11 protein-coding genes and 5 pseudogenes are annotated in these 20888 nt (G+C 60.6%); 9 read left to right on the top strand and 7 right to left on the bottom strand.

Annotated features, from left to right (window positions below; all coding sequences use genetic code 11):
• Positions 1 to 83: 83 nt before the first annotated feature.
• The 3 genes from BCA01S_RS32735 to BCA01S_RS32725 form a co-directional block, all read right to left on the bottom strand.
• Positions 84 to 1415: a sensor histidine kinase gene (locus BCA01S_RS32735; RefSeq protein ID WP_027780481.1), complete on the bottom strand. Its 1332-nt coding sequence runs from the start codon at positions 1413 to 1415 to the stop codon at positions 84 to 86.
• A complete protein-coding gene (locus tag BCA01S_RS32730; protein ID WP_027780480.1) occupies positions 1412 to 2074 on the bottom strand; it encodes a response regulator in 663 nt (220 codons plus the stop codon). The genes BCA01S_RS32735 and BCA01S_RS32730 overlap by 4 nt, the downstream gene beginning before the upstream one ends.
• A 465-nt stretch (positions 2075 to 2539) precedes the next feature.
• Positions 2540 to 2851 carry a DUF4148 domain-containing protein gene (locus tag BCA01S_RS32725; protein ID WP_027780479.1) on the bottom strand — a complete coding sequence of 104 codons (312 nt, stop codon included), beginning with the start codon at positions 2849 to 2851 and terminating at the stop codon, positions 2540 to 2542.
• A gap of 671 nt (positions 2852 to 3522) precedes the next feature.
• Between BCA01S_RS32725 and BCA01S_RS32720 the strand changes: the two genes are divergently transcribed.
• The 4 genes and pseudogenes from BCA01S_RS32720 to BCA01S_RS36090 form a co-directional block, all read left to right on the top strand.
• On the top strand, positions 3523 to 4764 hold the full coding sequence (locus tag BCA01S_RS32720; protein WP_244146104.1) for a TolC family protein: 1242 nt from the start codon (positions 3523 to 3525) through the stop codon (positions 4762 to 4764).
• Positions 4754 to 5878: an efflux RND transporter periplasmic adaptor subunit gene (locus tag BCA01S_RS32715; protein ID WP_027780477.1), complete on the top strand. Its 1125-nt coding sequence runs from the start codon at positions 4754 to 4756 to the stop codon at positions 5876 to 5878. Before BCA01S_RS32720 ends, BCA01S_RS32715 begins: the two co-directional genes overlap by 11 nt.
• Positions 5875 to 8925, top strand: coding sequence for an efflux RND transporter permease subunit (locus tag BCA01S_RS32710; RefSeq protein ID WP_027780476.1), 3051 nt, complete (start codon positions 5875 to 5877; stop codon positions 8923 to 8925). Before BCA01S_RS32715 ends, BCA01S_RS32710 begins: the two co-directional genes overlap by 4 nt.
• A 465-nt stretch (positions 8926 to 9390) precedes the next feature.
• Positions 9391 to 9842 (top strand): annotated as a pseudogene (locus tag BCA01S_RS36090) (phosphatase PAP2 family protein); the annotation flags it as partial.
• A 194-nt stretch (positions 9843 to 10036) separates the two neighbouring features.
• Here the strand turns inward: BCA01S_RS36090 and BCA01S_RS36085 are convergent.
• Together BCA01S_RS36085 and BCA01S_RS39370 are read right to left on the bottom strand one after the other, a co-directional pair.
• Positions 10037 to 11121, bottom strand: a pseudogene (locus tag BCA01S_RS36085) (transposase); the annotation flags it as partial.
• An 88-nt stretch (positions 11122 to 11209) separates the two neighbouring features.
• The gene (locus BCA01S_RS39370) at positions 11210 to 11431 is read right to left on the bottom strand and encodes a hypothetical protein (protein WP_027780475.1); all 222 of its coding nucleotides are present in this window, start codon (positions 11429 to 11431) and stop codon (positions 11210 to 11212) included.
• On the opposite strand from BCA01S_RS39370, the pseudogene BCA01S_RS36660 reads away from it, so the two are divergent.
• Positions 11348 to 12357, top strand: a pseudogene (locus BCA01S_RS36660) (IS110 family RNA-guided transposase). The gene BCA01S_RS39370 and the pseudogene BCA01S_RS36660 overlap by 84 nt on opposite strands.
• Positions 12358 to 12705: 348 nt before the next feature.
• Here BCA01S_RS36660 and BCA01S_RS32675 read toward each other — a convergent pair.
• Positions 12706 to 14043 (bottom strand): MFS transporter, encoded by a 1338-nt coding sequence (locus tag BCA01S_RS32675; protein ID WP_027780471.1) that lies wholly within the window; start codon positions 14041 to 14043, stop codon positions 12706 to 12708.
• Positions 14044 to 14322: 279 nt separating this feature from the next.
• On the opposite strand from BCA01S_RS32675, the pseudogene BCA01S_RS36075 reads away from it, so the two are divergent.
• From BCA01S_RS36075 to BCA01S_RS32660, 3 genes and pseudogenes are all read left to right on the top strand, one after another.
• Positions 14323 to 15382 (top strand): annotated as a pseudogene (locus tag BCA01S_RS36075) (methyltransferase).
• Positions 15383 to 15618: 236 nt separating this feature from the next.
• A complete protein-coding gene (locus BCA01S_RS32665) occupies positions 15619 to 16749 on the top strand; it encodes a DUF535 family protein (protein ID WP_042320276.1) in 1131 nt (376 codons plus the stop codon).
• Positions 16750 to 17508: 759 nt separating this feature from the next.
• Entirely contained in the window at positions 17509 to 18135 is a 627-nt protein-coding gene (locus BCA01S_RS32660; protein ID WP_027780469.1) for a PilZ domain-containing protein, read from the top strand.
• A 551-nt stretch (positions 18136 to 18686) separates the two neighbouring features.
• Here the strand turns inward: BCA01S_RS32660 and BCA01S_RS36070 are convergent.
• A pseudogene (locus BCA01S_RS36070) lies at positions 18687 to 19514 on the bottom strand (NADH-quinone oxidoreductase subunit N); the annotation flags it as partial.
• Positions 19515 to 19657: 143 nt separating this feature from the next.
• Here BCA01S_RS36070 and nhaA point away from each other — a divergent pair.
• Positions 19658 to 20854 carry a Na+/H+ antiporter NhaA gene (nhaA, locus tag BCA01S_RS36065; protein ID WP_244146105.1) on the top strand — a complete coding sequence of 399 codons (1197 nt, stop codon included), beginning with the start codon at positions 19658 to 19660 and terminating at the stop codon, positions 20852 to 20854.
• Positions 20855 to 20888: the final 34 nt, after the last annotated feature.

The following is a 20888-nucleotide window of genomic DNA, read 5'->3' as shown; positions in this document are numbered from 1 at the left end:
ACATGTACGCTGCCTGGCGTCAACGCACGCCGATAATCGGCTCACTGATATGGACGTATTTGCCTTGGATTCGTCTAGCTCCTCTAAGCGCTGCGCAGGCCTTTTAAAACAACACTCAGTCCCGGCCGCCCGTTATTGTTTTCCAGGCTGAGCGTGGCGTCTTGCCGCTCTGCGATCCGCGACGCGATTGCTAGTCCCAAACCGCTGCCTTGCTCCTTGCTGCCGATGCTGCGATAGAAGCGGTCGAAGACCCGTTCGAGTTCCGCCTCAGGAATGCCAGGGCCGCTATCGACGACCGATACGCTCACTTCAGCTCCGTTTCGGGCGAGTATCACGTCGACCTTGCCAAGTTCCGGTGTATACCGGATAGCGTTGTCGATCAGGTTGTTGAGCAGGACTTCGAGACCGCCGGCTTCTGCATGTGCGTTGTAGAGGTCATGTGCAGACGAAGCGTCGTCGCACTCCAGTCCGAGATCGATTTTCCTGGCCTCGGCGAGTACGGAAGCATCTGCGACTGCACGCTCCGCCAATCGCCGCAGGCTGACCACTCTCAGCTGCTCAGTGCGGGGCGCATCTTCGCGCGCAAGAGTCAGGAGCTGCTGCACCAGGTGGATCATCCTGTCGAGCCTTCCCTCGATCCGGTCGAACGTCCTGGAACTGGCTACTGAGCGATCACGCTTAGCGGCCTGTATCTGAAGCTTTAACGCCGCTAGCGGCGATCGAAGTTCGTGAGCGGCATCCGCCACGAACGTGCGCTGCGACTGGGATGCGATATCCAGGCGTTTCAGCAGATCGTTCAGCGCAGCGACAAGCGGCTTGAGCTCGACCGGAATGCGCCCGGCCAGACGCAATGGAGCAAGCGAGTCCAATGAGCGGGTCGCGAGCGCGTTTGAAATCCTTTCGAGCGGTAATAGCCCGCGGCGCACAACCAGAAGCACAATCAGTATGATCGCCGGAAAGAACAGCGCCAACGGCCACAACGTACGTAGCGCCAGGCGCAGTGCGAGATCGTTGCGCACCGATACAGGCTGCGCGATCTGGACGAAACGATCGCCCTGCTGCGAGCCGAACAGGCGCCAGTGAACCTCCTGGTGCTCGATGGTGCGAATGCCGGCGGGAAACCGGGGAAGATCAATGCCGCCCAGCGACATGTAAAGCGGCGTCTCAGCGTTGCCCCAGATCTGTATGACAAGTCTGTCTTCCGCGAGGCCCTCGAAGTCGGGGCTGCGGTGCGTAAGCGATTTGCTGTCGGTGATTGTGGCCGGCAGGGAAAGCGCCACCGTGCGCAGTTCGTAGTCAAACAGTTCGCTTGCCTCTGATCGCGCCGTAAGGAAGATGCCATAACCGGCGGTCAATGCGGCAGCGCCAAGTCCAGCGATTAACCAGCCAAGCAGCCAGCGGCGAATTGACGTCATTCGCCCCTCTTGAGCCGATAGCCGACACCGCGCACGGTCACAATATGGTCGGCGCCTAACTTGCGCCGCAGATTGGATACGTGGACTTCGATTGTGTTGCTGCCCACCTCTTCGCCCCAACCATACAGTTTCTCTTCGAGCTCCGAACGCCTGAATACTCGCTTCGGTTCTTCGATAAGCGCCTGTAACAGGCTGAATTCCCGTGGTAGCAGCGACAGCGGTTCGCCCCTCAAGGAGGCCTCGTGACTGACCGGGTTCAGGGTAAGATCACCGTGCGTGTATAGCGGGTTCGTTTGTCCGGTGCGACGGCGTAGCATCGCGCGCACGCGTGCAGCCAGTTCATCGAGGTCAAATGGCTTGACGAGATAGTCATCCGCACCGGCATCGAGACCCGCGATTCGGTTTTCAACCGCATCGCGGGCTGTCAGGATGATCACCGGCGCGCTTCCGCCACGGCGACGGTAGCGGCTGAGAACGTCAACGCCGTCCGCCTTCGGTAGCCCCAGGTCGAGCAGGACGACATCATAGACATCGTGATCCAGTGAGAGCGCGGCCTCACGTCCATCACGGGCCCAGTCGATCGCGTAACCGGCCCGCCGCATGAACTCCACCACCGGCTCGCCGATCATTTCATCGTCTTCCACTAACAACAATCGCATGGTGCTGTATCTCCTGGCTTTTCCCGCCATTCTCAATCGCGGCAGCTTGTTTCGCTTACGCTTCCCTCGGCGAGAGCCACCGTCGATCCACGGGCAGGAGCAAGACCACCACAGTGTGCCCCACGCCTTGGTTTTTCAAAGCTCACCGGTGCGCGCGGCAAACGCGACTGAGCGCGTCGTTACGAGGGGCACAAGAGTCCCTTGCTTTCTGTACTCAGGCAGCCCTCTGCGGACGACAGTTCTGGACGTCCCCAACACGTGGCGGTTTCTCTTATCGTACAGTTGGTCCCCCGCAGGAGGTACACCGCGTGAACGAGCGTATGCAGTTTGCGGGTGACCAATCGCGCCGGCATTCGACTCGTTCGAGGCACATAACGATCAGAGCTTCCGCAAGCACTGGCGGCCAACGCGCCGCTCATCGATATGTGCACCGGCTGAGCTGGCTTGAACCGAGCAGCTCGCCTATCAGTGATGAATGAAGACTCCGTCAACCGCGCTGGATCTGACGGCATTCCGTGAAGGCCGCATCCGCGATTCCGACGACCCACCAGTTTGCTGACCGTAGCCACCTGTGTCCGCGGATTGATTCTGGTTCGCGGCTTGCTGTACATCCGGGTAGTGCACTTTCGACTGCATGCGATGGTCTTGCGCCGCCTCTGCGCTTTGCGCTCGCACGTCGGCACGGGTGAGTGGACCCTTTGCGGGCTGCGCAAAACTCGCAGCTGGCAGGGCCGTGGCGATAGCAATCAGGCTAATCGAGAACAGACGACTTTTCATGATGAACTCCTTCCGGGTAGCTGGATTCGTGAATTGCGCGCGCCGGGTTCTTCCGAGTCCGACCTTAGACTGCAACGACAGGACATATCGCGACGCACAGGCCCAGACTACGCATCGAACCTTAGCGGATGCTTATGTAGCTTCCGGGTTCTTCCAGCGATTCGATCAAGGCTGCCTGGAACGACGCGCCTGACGAACCAAGGCACAAGCAGCCGTTAGTTTGCCGCTCAAATTCACAGGTACATGGAGCAGCGGATGAAGGCGCACGTCAGGAGCAACGCCATGGTACCCCGAGCCGAAAAGCCGTCCTGACAGGCGCAGAGGGGCGTTAAGGTTTTCTTAAGGACGCATTTGGCACAATGACGTGCCGTTTTTGACATCCCATCGCGGTGCCGTACATCTTCTTTTGGGAGCCGATTTTGACCGTATGCAGGATCGCAGCGGCTGCAGCTTCAGCGGTGCAGACAGCAGTTGGCTGTTTAATCACGAGGTGTCGCGCCAGGCCGACAGACCGTCTGACCGCCCGCTCGCCCGTGAAACACCACGCCCTGATACCGATCAGCATAGTGCTGATCAGCGGCTGCACCTGGTACCACCGGGAGCCGCTCCTACCTCAGGCAACGGCCACACCTGAAAGGACGCTCGAGCGTCTCCAGATCGATCCTTCGACCATGCCGCTACCCGAGCTGGCCGCGCATCGCTTCGATCCGTCCGACGGACTCGACATCGACGAAGTCGCTATGCTCGCGGTGGCTAACAATCCTGACCTCAAGCTCTCGCGCGACGATCTCGGCATCGCCCGCGCCCAAGCGTATTCGGCGGGTTTACTGCCCGATCCCCAACTGAGCGTGTCCAGCGACTATCCAGGGGCCGTGGGCACGACACGCGCCTTCAGTTATGGCCTGAGCATCGACGTGATGGCGATCGTGCTTCGCAGCGCGAACAGGCAATCCGCCGATGCAACGGTCGCCAAAACCGATCTCGGCCTGCTGTGGCAGGAATGGCAGATCGTCGCTCAAGCCCGGCAGCTGTTCATCAAGACGCGCTTTCAGCAGGACAGACTGCCGCTCTTGCGGCAACAACGCGATCTCTCGCTTAAACGCTACGCGCGTATGGCCGAAGCGCGCCGCGATGGCAACCTCACCGACGACACACTCACCGCCGCGCTGACCGCCTATAGCGACGCCCGCAAGCAGTACACCGACGCTGAACGCGCCGCAGAACAAACGCACCGCGATCTGAACACGCTGCTAGGACTCGCGCCCGACGTACAACTGCGACTCGCCGACACCGGCGAAACCGCTCCGCTCCAGGATGCAACGCTCGACGCCGCGCTTGCGACACTTGCACAGCGCCGCCCCGATCTGATCGCGTTGCAAGCCGGCTATGAAGCGCAGGAACAGAAATATCGCGCGGCGATTCTGAGCCAGTTCCCGAGCCTGTCCGTGGGCTTCGTGCGAGCGCGCGACACGTCGAACATCTATACCAGCGGGTTCCAGATCAACCTCAGTTTGCCGATCTTCAACCGGAACCAGGGCAACGTGGCGATAGAAAAAGCCACCCGCCAGCGTCTGCGGGACGAATATCAAATGCGCCTGAACGAGGCGCACGCCGAGGTAGCGCACATGCGCGCCGACAACGCGATCCTCTCGCGCCAGTTGCAGCAGACCGAGTCTGCGTTGCCCGACGTCGATCTCGCGGCCAGGCATGCGGCCGCGGCTTACGCGGAACACGACCTCACGCTCGGCTCTTATACCGACGCACAAAGTGCAGCGCTCACCAAACGCATCGACGTCGCGACATTGCGCGAGTCGCTTGCAGAGCAGCGCGTCGCGCTGCAAGCGCTGCTGGGCAGCGCGATTCCCGACGCGTTCTTCTCTGCTCACAACTTCATCGAAACTCATGCGAAATAGACTATTTGCGACGCGGCGAGTGCATATTGCGCTGCTGACGATAGCCGCCGGCGCTGTCTTCACGTCTTCCGCCTGTCACTCATCCGGCGCGGCCGATTCTGCAGCAGCGGACTCTTCACCCGACAAGCCCGCGGTATCAGTGCAGACGGTGCGCCCTCAGCGTGGGGCCATCGCACAACCCGTGCGCGCCTACGGCATCGTCGCGGCTTCCGCCTCCAACGTCACCACGATCAATCTGCCGTACATTGCGCGTGTCGTGCAGATCCGTGTGCAGCCGGGACAGACCGTGACGCGCGGCACGCCGCTCGTCGCCGTGCAGGCCGATCCGGCCGCCGTCCTCGCCGCGACCCAGGCGAAGAGCGCCGTCACGCTCGCACAAGGCGAACTCGCGCGCACGCAATCGCTGTTCGACAAGGGACTCGCGACGCAGTCGCAGCTAGCGGCCGCCCGCAAGTCAGCGGATGACGCGCGGCAGACACTCGCCGCGCAAAACCAGAGCGGCGTCGCAAGCGGCAACAAGATCGTGACCGCGCCGTTCGACGGCGTGGTCCTTCAGCTATCGGTGGCGCAGGGAGACCAGGTCCAGGCGGGCGCGGCGATACTCCAACTGACCGGCGGCGCCGGCAACGATATGCGCTCCAACGTGACACTCGGCGTGGAACCGTCCGATGCGGCGCAGGTCCACCCCGGCGACACGGTGACGCTGCACGGGCTGTCGGCCACGCTCGCCAAAAAAGCGATAGATGGCCGCGTCGTGCTGGTCGGCGCCTCAATCGATCCGCAGAGCCAGCTTGTCGATGTGGGTGCGAACGTGCCGCTCGGACAGAGCGCTTTCATTCCGGGCACGCGCGTGAACGCCGACATCGCCACGAGAAACGGCGTTCGCTGGATCGTGCCGCGCGCGGCGGTGCTCAAGGGCGACAAGGGCGCGTACGTCTTCCAGGTCGACGCGCAAAACAAGGCCCGGCGCGTCGCCGTGGCGATCGAGGTCGAGAACGGCGACCGTTACGGTGTAGACGGCGCGCTCAACCAGACGCAGGCTCTCGTGGTCAGCGGCAACTATGAGCTGGAGGACGGCATGGCGGTGCGAGGCAGTGGAGGCGCGCCGCGATGAATTTTGGCCAATGGATGCAGATGCACCGGCGTTCGCTGCTGTTCGTGATCGCCTTGCTGGCAATCGCCGGCATACTGAGCGCGTTCCGGCTGCCGATCTCGCTGTTCCCCAACGTCGCGTTCCCGCGCGCGGTGGTTTCTCTCGATGCAGGTGACCGCCCCGCGGAGCAGATGGCCGCGCTGGTCACCATGCCCGTTGAGGAAGCACTGCGCCGCGTGCCGAATGTGCTCGACGTCGAATCAAAAACCAGTCGGGGCTCGGCGGAAATTTCGCTCAACTTCAACTGGGGCACCGACATGGCGCAAGCGACGTTGCAAGCCCAATCGGCCATCAGCGAAATTCTCGCCAAGCTACCGCAGGGCACCTCGATGCAGGTGCGCCGCATGGACCCCACGGTGTTTCCGGTGCTGGCCTACAGCCTGACGTCGAAAGATCAGTCGCTCTCAGCGTTGCGCGATCTCGCGCAGTTCCAGATGCGGCCGCTGCTTTCATCTGTAGTGGGCGTCGCGCGCGTGGACGTGACAGGCGGCGCCCAGGACGAACTGGAAGTCGCGATCGATCCCGTCCGGCTCGCCGCGTACAAACTCTCGCTCGCCGATGTGTCGAAGGCCATCGGCGCGAGCAATGTGCTGATGGCGAACGGCCGGCTTGAGGATCACTACAAGCTGTATCTCGTGATTGCCGACACCACGATCACGCAGCTCGAGGAACTGCGCAATGTCGTCGTATCGTCAAACGGTGCTACGCAGATACGCCTCGGCGATATCGCGACGGTCCGTCAGGGCGCGGTACCACAATGGATGCGCGTGACCGCCGACGGCCAGGACGCGGTTCTCATCAACGTCTATCAGCAGCCCGGCGCGAACAGCGTGTCCATGGCCAAAGCGATTCGCGCGAAGCTCGCCGACTTCCAGCGTCAGATGCCCCGAGGCGTGCGTCTGGCGAACTGGTACGATCAGAGCGAACTGGTAATCGCCTCGGCGACCAGCGTGCGCGACGCGATCATGATCGGCGTGGTGCTGGCGGCGTTGACGCTTTTTTTCTTCCTGCGTAACTGGAAGATCACCGCCATCGCTGTCGCGCTCGTGCCGGTCGTGATGGCAGCGACCATCCTGCTGCTCGACGTGTTTGGCATGGGATTCAACATCATGACGCTCGGTGGCATGGCCGCCGCGGTCGGCCTCGTGATCGACGACGCGATCGTGATGATCGAGCATATCGCGCGGCGTATGCGCGAGGGCGGCGCCCGCGCCTTTCACGGTCGCGTGATGGCCGCGGCGCTCGAATTTACGCGGCCGCTTGCCGGGTCGTCGGCGGCGACGCTGATCATTTTCGTGCCGCTTGCATTCCTCTCCGGTGTCACCGGCGCCTTCTTCAAGGCACTGTCGATAACAATGGCAAGCGCGCTCTTCATTTCCTTTCTCGTCACGTGGCTCGCCGTGCCGATTCTATGCGATCGCTGGCTCAAGCCGAAAGACGCCGAAGAGCATCACGAAACACGCTTCGCCGCGTGGATGAACCGGCGCTACGCTGTTCTCGTCGAGCGCGTCACCGCCCGGCCGGTTCTCGTGTTGCTGGGTCTTTTGCCGCTCATCGTAGTGGCGGCCTTCGCCTTCACGCGCGTTGGCAGCGGCTTCATGCCGAGCATGGACGAAGGCGGCTTCGTGCTCGACTACCACACAGAGCCCGGCACTTCAGTCAGCGAAACGGACCGGCTAATGAAACAGATCGAAGGCGTCATCCAGGCGAACCCGAACGTCGCGACCTATTCGCGGCGCACGGGCGCAGGTCTCGGCGGCGATCTGAACGAGCCCAACAAGGGAGACTTCTTTGTGCGACTGAAGTCGGGCAAGCGCGAGCCGATCGAGACCGTGATGGAAGAAATCCGCTCGAAAGTCGAAGCCCAGGTGCCGGGCGTCAATATCGAACTCGCGCAACTCATGGAAGACCTGATTGGCGACCTGACCGCGGTCCCGCAACCCATCCAGATCAAGATCTATTCCGATGACCAGAAGACGCTTGATACGACCGCACGCAGGGTGGCCGCCCGCATTGCGAAGATTCAGGGCGTGGTCGACGTGAATGACGGCATCAATCCGGCGGGCGACGCGCTGGAATTGCATATCCGGCCCGAAGCCGCCGCTGCTGAAGGCATGGACCCGCAGTCGATAGCACAGACCGTCTCCGATATGGTCGAAGGCAACGTGGCCACACAGTTTCAGAACGGACCGAAAACGGTCGGCGTGCGTGTGCGCGTGACCGGAGCCGCAGCATTGACCGACACACAGTTGGGCCAGCTACAGATCCGCGCGCCGGACGGACATCTTTTTGCGCTGAATCGCGTTGCCGATCAGATCACCGTGACAGGACAGCCCGAAATAAGCCGGGACAATCTTAAGCGAATGGTCGCGGTGACTGCGCGCATCGACGGCCGTGATCTGGGCTCAACGATCACCGACGTGCAGAAGGTGCTCGGCGATAAAAGCCTGTTGCCGGCCAGTGTGTATTACGAACTGGGCGGCCTGTATCAGCAACAGCAGATTGCCTTCAAAGGATTGCTGACCGTGTTCGGCGCGGCGGTGGCGCTGGTGTTCGGTCTGCTGCTATTTCTTTACGAGCGTTTCCGGGTAGCGCTGGCAGTTATGGCTATGCCCTTGCTCGCGGCGGGCGCGGTGTTCATCGGCTTATGGGTCACTGGCATCGAACTGAATATTTCCGCGATGATGGGTATGACGATGATTATCGGCATCGTGACGGAAGTGGCGATCTTCTACGTGTCGGAACTGCAAGGGCTCACCCGCGACGAAGAGATGCCGTTCGAGGATGCGCTGACTGCGGCGGGGCGCAATCGCCTGCGGCCCATTGCAATGACCACGATCGCCGCAATCCTCGCATTGCTGCCGCTCGCTTTCGCGCTAGGTCAGGGATCGGCCATGCAGCAGCCGCTTGCCATCGCGATTATTTCCGGCCTGATTGTCCAGTTGCCGCTCGTGTTACTGTTGCTGCCCGTGCTACTAAAGTTGCTCATGAAGAAGCAGGCTATTTGAGCCGTCGGCAGGTTGGAGTCAGGCCAGTCGACATGCGCTCCGCTGGCGCGCTCGCATACCGCCAGAGCGCCGCTGATGCCGCGCGACGGTCCATCCACCGTGGTAGGTCCCATGCTGATGGCTCGTTCTTGACTTTGAATCGTTGGACTTCCTGCTCATGAAGCAATGAATGGCTGATTGCGAGGCGCAACTGACGCCTGATCGTCGCGTCGAGGCACCCAGCGGCTGTCCGTTCATGGGCCGGCTTGTGCCTGTGATAGAACAAATCAACTGGTGGGCAACGGGATCAGCGGCGGCGTCTCACGCGATGTTGATTTTGCTCGCAATGCCGCGAAACAGTTGACATGTTTAATTCGCGACCCCGAAATCGTTGTCCGGCAAGTCTTCGCGGCATTAAACGCGGAGCCGCCCCGTGAATTGATTATTTTGATGTCGCAAAATTGACAAGTTTATTGCGTACTACGCTGGTTGCCGTTCAGAGTGCGCCCTATCTATAGCGCTGAACTGCATCTGCACTTTGCAGGTAGCGCTATCAAGGACGCCCTCCTGTCAAGTGGAGTTCCTTCCCAAGCGATCACGCGATGCTATGGATGGGAGTCGCCACCGGTGTCCTTCTCGTGTGGCGGGGCATCGGTGTGCTGGCGATTACCTATACCGTGCTGTTCATTTGCGTTCCGCGCGCCTACCTGGGCTTTCACTACCCAACCGATTTGCTGGTGGGCGCCGCCTTGGGAATCGGAATCGCCTATGTCATGACGCGAGATGCGATCCGCGTGCGCTACGCAACTCCGGCGCTGCGATGGATCGAACGCTACCCGGGGCCGTCAGCGATGCTGGCCTTTATTCTGTGCCTCGAACTCGTTACGCAGTTCGACGAACTGCGCAAGCTGGCGAGCGGTGTGCTCAAACATCTATGAACCACGCATTGCCGTGCGGCGTTGGGAGCGTGTTCGGCGGCGCCGCCGCCCGGGCGAGTGATTCTATTGAAGCCAAGGTTCATCGACGCGACCCGCGGCGTTGTGATCGAAACGGCCGCTCAGCAAGCGGAGCAGTCGCGCGAATGTCCATGTTAGGCCTCTACACGCGTTCAGGGCTCGTACTGATCCCCCATCTGGCTCGATCGGTAGACGATGGTGTCGGCTTTCGTGACGTGTGTGCGGGGATTTCTGAATGGACGCCAGTCGCTGCGTAGCGCGTTCCCCGCAGGGCATCGATACTCGTTGGCCTGCTCGTTCCAGATAAATTCGCTGCGGGAGAACGTATTGTCCTTCCGCGTTGTTTTATCCCAGACCGAGACGTGTGGTTCAATCTGTTTCTCACCAACCATCCAGCCGAGCAGCGCCGCTGTGCCGTATGCGGTGTCACCTACCAGTCTGCGAGGCTTCAGGTTCCGTTGATGTTCGACGCGATCGATCATTGTCCTGGTTGAGTCGACCTCTTGTGACCGGTTCGCCGGCGTCGCTTCAACATCGACAATGATGCCTGCCTGCAGATCAATCAGGTAATTTGTCGAGTAGGCAAGGAACGCGGGACCACCCGGAGCTGCCGTCCATCGTGCAGAAGGATCGGTCAGTGATATCTTCTTAGGGGGTGGAGAGTCGGCTGGCTCGGACGTATCTGCTGCCACCGGATTGGCTTGTTCCAGTGCATCAAGATATTCCCGCACAGCGCGGCTGCGCCCCTCGACACGACCCCAGTTGATAGGCTCTGTTCCCGGTACTCCGTGCGCAGGACTCGCGTCCGCCTTGATGATGCTTGCGTCAATGGCGAATCCCTCTCCCTTGACGAGGCCCTCCGCCATGCAGCGACTCAGCACTGATTCGATACGTGACGTAGCAGATCGCTATCGCGGAAGCGCCCGTGACGGTTCTTTGAGAACGTCGAATGCTCTGGTACGGCATCCTCCAGACCCAAGCGGCAGAACCACCGGTATGCGAGGTTAAGATGCACCTCTTCGCATAGGCGTCGCTCGGACCGGATGCCAAAGCAGTAGCCCACGATCGACATGCGAATCATGAGCTCCGGGTCAATCGATGGACGGCCCCTTGGGCTGTAGAACGGCGCGAGGTGCTGGCGCAGATCTCGCCGATCGAGGAAGCGATCGATACCTCTCAACAGGTGCGATTGCGGGACATGGTTGTCGAGGTTGAACGAGTAGAAGAGCTTGTCCTGTCCGCTATCCAGTCGACCCATCATGACGATTCGCTCCCGTCGCTTGATGTCTCCCAGGATAACCAACATTCCGCATCTGCGGCGACTTTTTCAAATGTGAGGGACTTCCCGGTCACGGTGCGACGCTGAAGTCGCAGGCATCAAGTGCCATGATTGAGGTGCCATCCATCAATCGGAACAGGAGGGGGAAGTCATGGGCCAGCTTACTACAGTCGGCATCGACCTGGCAAAGGACATATTCGCGGTCTGCGTGCTTGATACTGCCGGTGCCGTGTTGCAGCGACGCGTGCTGCGACGCGAGGCGTTCATGCGATGGGCCGAACAGTTGCCCCAATGCCGCTCGCAATGGAAGCCTGCGGTTCTTCTCACCACTGGGCTCGCTGGTTTGCCGCGCGCGGTCATACCGCCCGGCTCATTCCCGCCGAGTTCGTCAAACCGTTCAGGCCGCGAGGCAAGAACGATGCAGCCGATGCCGAGGCGATCGCTGTTGCGGCCCGCCAGCCAACGATGCGCTTTGTGGGGATCAAATCTGTCGAGCAGCAGGCCATTCTGACGTGGCATAGCGTCCGTCAGGGATAACAGGAGGAACGGACTGCACTGCTGAACCGCACGCGCGGACTGCTGGCCGAATTCGGGGTGGTGATTGCGTTCGGCAGACCGCTTGCTCAGCGCGTTGCCCGTACTGATCGAAGATGCCGGGCTGCCTGACCCGGTGCGTGCCATGTTGCTCGAAGTGCGTGAACAACTGGTCGCGTTGAACCTGCGGCTCGCCCGCTGTGACCAGCAGATCGCCACGCACGCCAGATGCAGTGACGTCGAAAGACGCGCAGCGAACTGCTCGGCGTCGGTCCGTTGACCTCGAGTGCCGTGGTCGCTACGGTGCCCGATACGAAGGTCTTCAGGAACGGCCGACAGTTCGGTGCCTGGCTAGGCCTGACGCCACGACAGCACAGATCAGGCGGCAGGACGCGGCTTGGACGTATCATCCTGCGCGGCAACGTCTATCTGCGCACGCTGCTTGTTCAGGGCGCCCGAAGTGCGTTGCAGTCGGCGTTGCGTGCGGACCCCACGCACGCAAGCCGGCTACAACGGTGGATCAGACAGCTCCACGATCGCAAGGGCTATCACAAGACGCTGATTGCGATTGCCAACAAGTACGCCCGGATGTTGTGGGCGATGCTCGCAAAAAACGAACGTTACGATGCCGATGCGTGGCAACGCCATCCGCTACCTCCGCCGTTACCACCCGTTACAGCATGACCCGGTTAGCCTGAGACTCAACTACTGCTCGACGCGATAGCAAGACGAGGTCGGACCGAACGGGAGAAGAACCCGACGATTCTGTTGGCGAGTCATCATCGCACGCGGCTTATCACCGCGCGCCTGTTCGCCGGTTTTCAAATAGGGTTCTCCTGTGCGGCTCAATCGGTCGCAACAGGCCATTCGTTGAGCACGGGACTCGATCGGATGCGGATAGCCGCTCCGGCCGAACAATCGGCCACGCCGCGCTTGGTCACATTCTGCGTGAACGTCGACCTCCAGCGGCCGCGCCATTGCCTACTGGTGAGGGCCCGGGATGAGAGCGCAATGGGCGAGGCGGGCCGCATATCATGATCGCCCGGCGAGGCCGGTGGATACTTGTTGCGGCGAAGCAATGCTGACGCGTGAGACAAGCCACGCCGCGAGCACGAACCACACTGCGGCGGCGACGAACGCGGCGACGTAGGCGGGTCCGGTACCGGCAAACGCCTTGACCCATGACAGCATCCACCCGGTAGCAGCAGGGCCGAGGATCTGCGGTAACACCATCGACACTTGCCAGATGCCCATGTCCTTGCCGCTGGACGCATTGTCCGGCAAGACTTGCAGCGCGAGTGCCCAATCGACGGCTTGATAGGTGCCGTAAGCCGCGCAGAAAACCAGCCCGACCGTGATCACCAGCAACAGGTTCGGACGCAACGCCAGGAGGACAAAGCCGATTGCAGCCCCGGCCATGATCCAGCTTGTCAGGCGGACGACGGGAACGACGCCGTGGTGGTCGGCGAGCCGTGCGCCCAGCAGGCTGGCCGGGATCGCTAGCACCACGCCGACACCGAGCAGCCCGTTCAGGAGACTGGTCGGATGGCGAATGCCGATCACGTCCTGCAGGTAGTACAACATGAAGGTGAAGATCGACCAGACACCCATGTTACCGAACAGGCGAGTCACCAGCACCCAGTAGAAGTTTCGGTGGAGGCGTGGGTCGAGATAGAACGAGCGGATGAACGCGAACAGCTCGAACCGTTCGCGGGATCCAGCGGGGGTCGGCTCGCGCGAGCCGCGAATAGTCAGCCAAAGGCAGAGCAACATGATCGCAATGAACGTGGCAACCGTGGGATACAGGTGACGCGGAGAATAGAGCGCAACGAGCACCACGTTGCCAGTGATGGTGCCGAGGATGGTCATCAGGTTGAGCCACGCGCTCGCGCGGTTGGCTTCCTGTTTCGGCACGACATCAGGCACAAGCCCGGCGTACGGACCTGCCGCCCAGTTCCACCAGAACTGGAGATGCAGGAATGCGAGTGTATACAGCCATATATTCCCCGCGCCGTTGAATGACCCAAGCCATACCAGTGCGACCGAGGTGCCGAACACGCCGGCGACGAGAAACGGTCGCCGACGTCCATGTTTTGCAGAGCAGCGGTCTGAAAGCGCTCCGGCCAGTGGCGCCACGACCATCGCAATGAGTGCGCCTGACGCAATGACGGAGCCGGCCACGCCTTCCTTTAGCGCGGCATCGCGTCCGAGCATTTCGGCAACCTGTGCCGGCACGAGCACCGGAATGACCGTCATCCATTGGGTAAAGAGCGCAAACCACAGCGACGCGATCTGTATGTGACCGAGCGCCGACAGGCGGGGGGCCGGCGGTCTGGTCAGCACATTCCGGGTTCGACTGGATAGGGTCATGTCAGAAGTCCATGAGCGTCGCGCAGGGACCCGACGCCGCACCGCGGAAGAAAATCCCGGCCGCTGCTGTGAGTTGGTCGAAGACGATGGGGTGTCGTGCGTTTTGCTTTCCGTTCAATGCTTCTGGCGAGACGATCGACCAAAGTTAGAGCACCGATCTGGCTTATGCAAGCGAGCGCAGTGCGGAAAAATAAAAGGGCAGGAAGAGGGCGCCCGCCTGAGTTTTTGATTGCAAAGCCTGCGGGTGCGCCATGGCCGCAGCCCGTATAGGAGGCATCGATGGCATCAGTATCAGCCACGCAACAAGAGGCGCCGCGCGCCGATGACGCGACAGAAGCGGAGCCTTCGCCCGAACAAATCCTGCAGGTGGCGATGGGGTTCTGGGCATCAAAGACCTTGCTCTCGGCTGTGGAGATGCAATTGTTCAGCCATCTCACGCGGCCCTCAAGAGGCCTCGCAATTCACTGGGGCGTTGGGGCTGCATCCGCCATCGGCGCCCGATTTCCTGGACGCACTTGTCGCGCTCAAGCTCCTGAACCGCACTGACGGCGTCTACAGCAACACGCGAGACGCCGATCTCTTCCTCGACAAGGAGAAGCCGAGCTATGTCGGCGGGCTGCTCGAAATGGCGAACTCACGGCTGTATCCGTTCTGGGGCTCGCTCACAGAAGCGTTGCGCAACGGCATGCCACAAAACGAGTCCAGGCAGGGCGGGAACGTCTTTGAGGCAATTTATAGCGACGAAGCACGACTGCGGACGTTCCTGCACGCGATGAGCGGCGTCAGTCTCGGGGCTGCCCGCGCGATCGTGCAGCAGTTTCCGTGGCAGAACTACCGTACGTTCATTGACATCGGCGCGGCACAGGGCGCACTGCCGGTGCAGGTCGCGCTCGCGCATCCACATCTGTCAGGCGGCGGCTTCGACTTGCCCCCAGTGCGGCCCGTCTTTGAGGAATATGTCGCATCGCACGGATTGGAGGATCGACTGCACTTCTACGCAGGCAACTTCTTCGACGATCGGTGCCCAACAGCCGACGTGCTGGTGATGGGCCACGTCCTTCACGATTGGAATCTTAACCAGAAGCGCGCCTTGCTGCGCAAGTGCCACGACTCGCTGTCGGATGGTGGCTCCCTCATCGTCTATGACGCGATGATCGACGACGAGCGCCGGGACAACGCTTTTTGCGTGCAAATGAGTCTGAACATGCTGATCGAAACTCCCGGCGGCTTCGACTACACAGGCGCGCAATGCATCGAATGGATGCGCGAGGCGGGCTTTACGCGGGTGCGTGTGGAGCGGCTTGTTGGCCCGGACTCGATGGCAATCGGCATCAAATAGCGGCGCTCTCGCTCATGGTGTCTTTTACGTTCGAGGGCATGGAGGGATCCGGCGTTCGATTGGCCGAAACCGTCAACTATGTCCGCCGTAGACCTGTCGGCGATGTATCCAGTCTGTACTCCGGCTCCTATTGGAACCTCCAAAAGCGGCCCCTGTAATAAATCGTAATCTTTTGACGTTACAATCTGCGCCGAGCAGCCGACCGTCGTCGGCGGTCGCAACGGGGCGCGAAAAATATGAAGTTAAAAAATGCCGTTCGCTGGGCGCCACGCGGGACCGAGCCTTGGGCTTATACGGCACTTGCCGCTGACATCGCAGCGCCGTCCCGCTGTTGGGCCGATTCGATGGCGACGTTTTCAAACACGTACACGCTACTTCGAAAAGCCGTTTTCGGGACGAGTCCAAAGTCCCTTTTCCGAGGGTTTCGGATTTTGTTGTATTCCGGGATCTATCCACGCGCGGCGTGGTTTTGGTTTCAGGCGTTGAGCAGGCAATCCCTATTGACCGATCTCGCCGTCCACAACCGGCGCTTCGTAGAAAAACCATTCCATCGTTTCGGGCGGGCGGACATGCCCGCCCTCAGTCGGGCCGCGCTGATTTGCGGACACTATGCGGCGATGGAGCAAATGCTGGGCGATGCGCTCACGGCCCGCATCTATCTGCTTGGCGAATCGGTCTCGCTGTCGTCCACGCTTCAATACGACATCGTTTTGCGCGAACCCACGCGGTGCTGGCGTGAAGGCCTGCTGACAGTGGCGTGGACGGACCGGCAGACCGGGGTCGATCTTGCGTGGGCCACGGTAAGCATCGAGTACTCGGCGGAGACGCGCTCGTGGGTGCTTTTGATTGGTGGCCTACAGGGGCCAGCCGGAATTGATCGGGAACGTGTACGTGACGCGACGAAAGCATGTCATGGTCTTCGTCCCAAAGCGGCGGTAATGGAGGCGCTTTGCGAGTTGTGTCGTTTGCTGAACATCCCGGTGCTCGCAGCTGTCGCGAAAAGCTCGCACGTGTCACACGCTCGGGACAAGGGGTTTCACGCTGACTACGACGCTTTCTGGCGTGAAATCGGTGGCGTGGAGTCTGATGATCGTTTCATCCTCCCTCGCATCCTGCACCATCGGGCGATTGGCCAAGTGCCTTCTAACAGGCGAGCCGCGTTCCGGCGGAAACATGCTTTGATCGCGGAGGTGTTGTCGCAGATTCAGGAGAGCCTTGGACAGGAGCTGTCAGGAATGGGACAGGTCAAAGAGATGGGTCTTTACGGCCAGAACAGCGAGCATGCATCGACATGCAGGCCACACGATGGACATCAACCGGGTCGGCAAGAGCCGCTAGCACCGGGTTTCTACGGCGACTTGATTTGAAACGATGAACGTCGGCACAGGCCCCGAAGTGCCCCTTCATGGCCGCGTGCCGACTCATGCGATTGGTAAATATGCTTCGCTCTTACGCGGCTGCCTTCGGCAGCACGCGACCCCACTCGTGCCCTTCCGTTAGTTTCTTCCAAGGTCACCGCCGCGCTGAAAGCGGCCGCCAAAAGGAGGCCGCCCGTGGAGACGGGCTTTATGTCAATCACGGGTGTAGCAGGGGCGCCGAATGGCCCGTGAGCGATCGCGGATAAAGCCGAGCGCGACTCGCTGCCGAAGTGCCAACTTCAATCAAGCCCGCAAACATCATTGCGGGCGGACGAGCGCATCGTCTTCAGATACAGGCGCGGGGTCCGTGGGATTAGAGTGACGGAAGAGCGTTGGCGCACGTTTGTGATTCGACTGCCGCGATACAGTCGGGTGACTCGCGATGATTCGAGCCGCCGCGAAGCAACGGCGCGAAGTCCAACTGTCCAACTCATACCGTCGATCACCATGGCCTTTGTCCAAGTCTGCAGAGGGGACGTCCAACTGGGTGCACCCATCAGATTTTCGATTTACACGGCTAATGGCAGACTGCTTCTGAACCGGGGCTGCTGCATTAGTTCCGAGGCGCAGCTTGAGCGCCTTTTCGATGTCGGTGCATATCGCGACGACAGCAGGGCCGGGCCACGAAACGGGAGCGGTTCCGCCGGCAGCATACTGATTTCGAGCGCGAACCATCGTCCAGCATCGAGCGCCGCTACTGCAATCACCATGGACTTTCCCGCACTGCCCCGGGCACTGGATTGCTTGCAACTCACAGTGGAGGGCGTGGACAGACGCTCGGTGCAAACTGCGTATGTCGGCACCGTCAAAGGGAGTGCGCTGATCGTGACAGCGCCAACGGGTGATGAACTGCTGCAACCCGGGGCCATCGTCCAGGCAAGGATGATATTCGGACGGGACGTGTACACGTTCGGCACACGGGTGACCGCACGTCACGCGGCTCCTACCGATCTTGTAGTGCTCGCGCATCCCGAGAAGTTGGTCAAACACAGGGTAAGGCGCCATCGACGCGTCGAGACCAGGGTGGCCGCACGCGTCATTCGCAACGATGTCGCCGCCGCGGGATACGATGCGACTGTGGTCAACGTCAGCATCGATGGTCTTCAATTGTCTATGCGCGATGCGGCACTGATGCCCGGCGAGCACTTCAAGCTCGCATTGCGTTTGCCGACAGATGGCAAGACGCACGCTGTCCTATGGAATTGCGTCGCAAGAAACGTCAAGCGCAAAAAAGACGGCGTGCTGGTCGGTGCCGAGTTCGGCGCGCGCACCGACGAAGCCAAGGTCCTGCTCAAGGACTTCATCTTCGAGATGGCCACGGGAACCGCGTTCTAAGACCGGTGTTAATCGACAGATATGCCGGACCATGCCCGGATAAAACGGTGATCCATGGGCGAGAGCCGTAATGACCTCGCAGGAAGCGTGGGACGGAATCGCGACGCTATCCGACGACGTCGCGATCCGAATGACAAGTCGCCTAGAGGAATGGGTCGCGTTGGTTCGCATAATTTTGTTCCCGGCGTGGCCATTCGAATTGCGGCTGGCAGACATGTCGGGAACAAGTTTTCTTCAAAGGGCTTTGCAGAAAGTTGTTCCCCAGCCAGCGCTTGAGGCGATTTTGTGACCTTTCCTGCAGGCCCCTAGTGCAGCGCCGAATTGAATAGCGATGAAAGCGCACTCGCTTGACCGTTCCGTGCGCTGACGGGGGCGTGTTCTCTAATTCGGCTAATGTAGCTGCCGATCGACGCGAGAGGTCCGCGAGCCACAGGCGGCGGCAAGCGAGATTGACGAAGGTCATTTATTTCGATATTCGGGCGGTGCCAATCTTTTGAGGTGAACGAAAACGCCATCCGGGGCGGGACTTTTTGCTTTATGTCGGATTCCTTAATTACGAGCATCGCCTGCCAGCCTGCTGCGAGCGGCAACAGACCCATCACGAGGAAGCGCATGCCCCACGCGAACGCCGCGACCTTGGGACCGCCTCCGACGAAGAGCGTCATTGCGGTCGGCGCCCCCTGATACACGTCCGGCACCCAAATATGAAACGGCACCGCGCCCATCTTGAATGCCACACCTGCGACGATGAAAATCACTCCAAACAGCAACAAGGGATCGTTGGCGCGGCTCGAACCCACCACCTTAAGTACCTCGTTCAGTTCTAGCGAGCCCGTCGCGCCGTAGAGCATCGAGATGCCGTACAGGAGGAAACCCGTAGCCAGTGCGCCAAGCACGTAGTACTTCATCGCCGCTTCGCTCGATTGTGCGACGTCGCGGCGCAACGCGACCATGGCGTAGAGCGACAGCGACATCAATTCGAGACCGAGGTACAGCATCAGGAAGTGGTTGCCCGAAATCATAATCAGTTGGCCGAGCAGCGAGAACATCCCGAGAAGGAACACGTGGTCGCGGAACATGTCACGATCTTCGAGATATCTACGCGAATAGACGAGCGAGACGGCGAAACCGAGCGACACGGTCGCCTTCATCACGCTGGCGAACGGATCGACCACGATCATCCGCGAGAAGAAATAATACCGATGCGAATCGAACGATACGATCGCGAACCCCATGCACGCGGCAATCGACGACAGGAGCGCGATGAGGTAGGTGAGACGCCGGTTCATCGCCTCGGAGCAGAAGTCTCCCAACCGGGAGGCGATCACGATCGCGAGCACGACCAGCGCGTCGGGCAACAGCACATGTGCGTTTTGCATGATCGTTATGGCTCTTGCAGAATTAAGCGAGTCATGCTGCTCGCGGAGGGTCGGGCCAACCACCGGGAGCAGCGTGACGACCGCGCTGAAAGCGTCGACTATGCGCTGATAATACACAGCCATCGCCGTCCGGTATTGATGATTTGCGCTGCTCCGGACGGGGCGGTGAGATGCCTCCCTATATAGGGCTAAAGTCCAATAGCCTGCGAGCTTCGTTCAAAATACCATCCCTTTTGGGTCGTTCCAGAAGCAGTCGTGGGCAGTCCCATGCCATTGATGTCGACCGGGATACCCGATACCTTCACGAGTTGATTCGCTGGCAACGGATGGGCATCGTGATCGACAATGCATTGCGCAAGACGGCCGATGGAATCTCCACGTTCCTCAAACTGGAATCGGCGGGCGGACTGCTGCTCATGGCAGCCGCAGTTCTCGCGTTGATCTGCAGCAACTCACCGCTCCGACACGCTTACGACGATCTGCTGAGAATCCCGGTGGAGGTGCGCTTTGGATCGCTAATCATCGCGAAGCCGCTGCTACTGTGGATCAACGACGGGTTGATGGCCATTTTCTTTCTTCTGATTGGACTGGAGGTGAAGCGCGAGGTCATTGAAGGAGAGCTTTCCACTCCCGCACAGATCGTGCTGCCTGTCGTCGCCGGAGTCGGCGGAATGGCAGTGCCTGCACTCATCTACTTTCTGATCAACCGTGAGCATGGCGAGGCCCTGAATGGCTGGGCCATTCCAACGGCCACAGACATTGCATTTGCGCTCGGCATTCTTTCGCTGCTCGGCAACCGGGTGCCACAATCGTTGAAGATATTCCTCACCGCAGTGGCGATTGCCGACGATCTGGGCGCGATCGTGATCATTGCGCTGTTTTACACAGCCGATGTTTCAGTCCCGATGCTACTTTTCGCGGCCGCGGCAATTACAGTGCTGATTGCCTTGAACCTGCTAAAAATCACACGAATTGCACCTTACGTTATTGTCGGCGTGATCTTGTGGGTATGCGTGCTGAAGTCCGGCGTTCACGCGACGCTCGCAGGCGTTGCGCTCGCTTTCGCCGTGCCGTTGAGGACGAAGGATGCGCAAGGCCACGTTCCGCTTCACCAGATGGAACATGGACTCCACCCTTGGGTGGCCTTCGCCGTTTTGCCGATCTTTGCTTTTGCCAATGCCGGCGTCTCGTTCGATGGCGTGACACTCGCGGCGCTGGCCGAGCCGCTGCCGCTTGGGATCGCTGCAGGTCTGTTCGTGGGAAAGCTCGTCGGCATTTGCGGGGCGAGCTCCGCGCTGGTTGGGCTCGGTCTGGCCAGACTACCCGACGGAGCTAACTGACCTCAGTTGGTTGGCATCGCTGCACTGTGTGGTG

The organism is Paraburkholderia caledonica NBRC 102488 (assembly GCF_000685095.1).
Lineage (GTDB): Bacteria > Pseudomonadota > Gammaproteobacteria > Burkholderiales > Burkholderiaceae > Paraburkholderia > Paraburkholderia caledonica.
Note: the sequence above shows the minus strand (reverse complement) of the source record. Positions and strands in the feature narration are given on the sequence as shown.

Coding starts and splice junctions, on each gene's coding strand:
- BCA01S_RS32720 (WP_244146104.1), top strand. CDS start 3,523: ATGCCGCTACCCGAGCTGGCCGCGCATCGCTTCGATCCGTCCGACGGA.
- BCA01S_RS32660 (WP_027780469.1), top strand. CDS start 17,509: ATGGACTTTCCCGCACTGCCCCGGGCACTGGATTGCTTGCAACTCACA.
- BCA01S_RS32710 (WP_027780476.1), top strand. CDS start 5,875: ATGAATTTTGGCCAATGGATGCAGATGCACCGGCGTTCGCTGCTGTTC.
- BCA01S_RS32725 (WP_027780479.1), bottom strand. CDS start 2,851: ATGAAAAGTCGTCTGTTCTCGATTAGCCTGATTGCTATCGCCACGGCC.
- BCA01S_RS32730 (WP_027780480.1), bottom strand. CDS start 2,074: ATGCGATTGTTGTTAGTGGAAGACGATGAAATGATCGGCGAGCCGGTG.
- BCA01S_RS32735 (WP_027780481.1), bottom strand. CDS start 1,415: ATGACGTCAATTCGCCGCTGGCTGCTTGGCTGGTTAATCGCTGGACTT.
- BCA01S_RS32715 (WP_027780477.1), top strand. CDS start 4,754: ATGCGAAATAGACTATTTGCGACGCGGCGAGTGCATATTGCGCTGCTG.
- BCA01S_RS32665 (WP_042320276.1), top strand. CDS start 15,619: ATGAAGTTAAAAAATGCCGTTCGCTGGGCGCCACGCGGGACCGAGCCT.
- BCA01S_RS32675 (WP_027780471.1), bottom strand. CDS start 14,043: ATGACCCTATCCAGTCGAACCCGGAATGTGCTGACCAGACCGCCGGCC.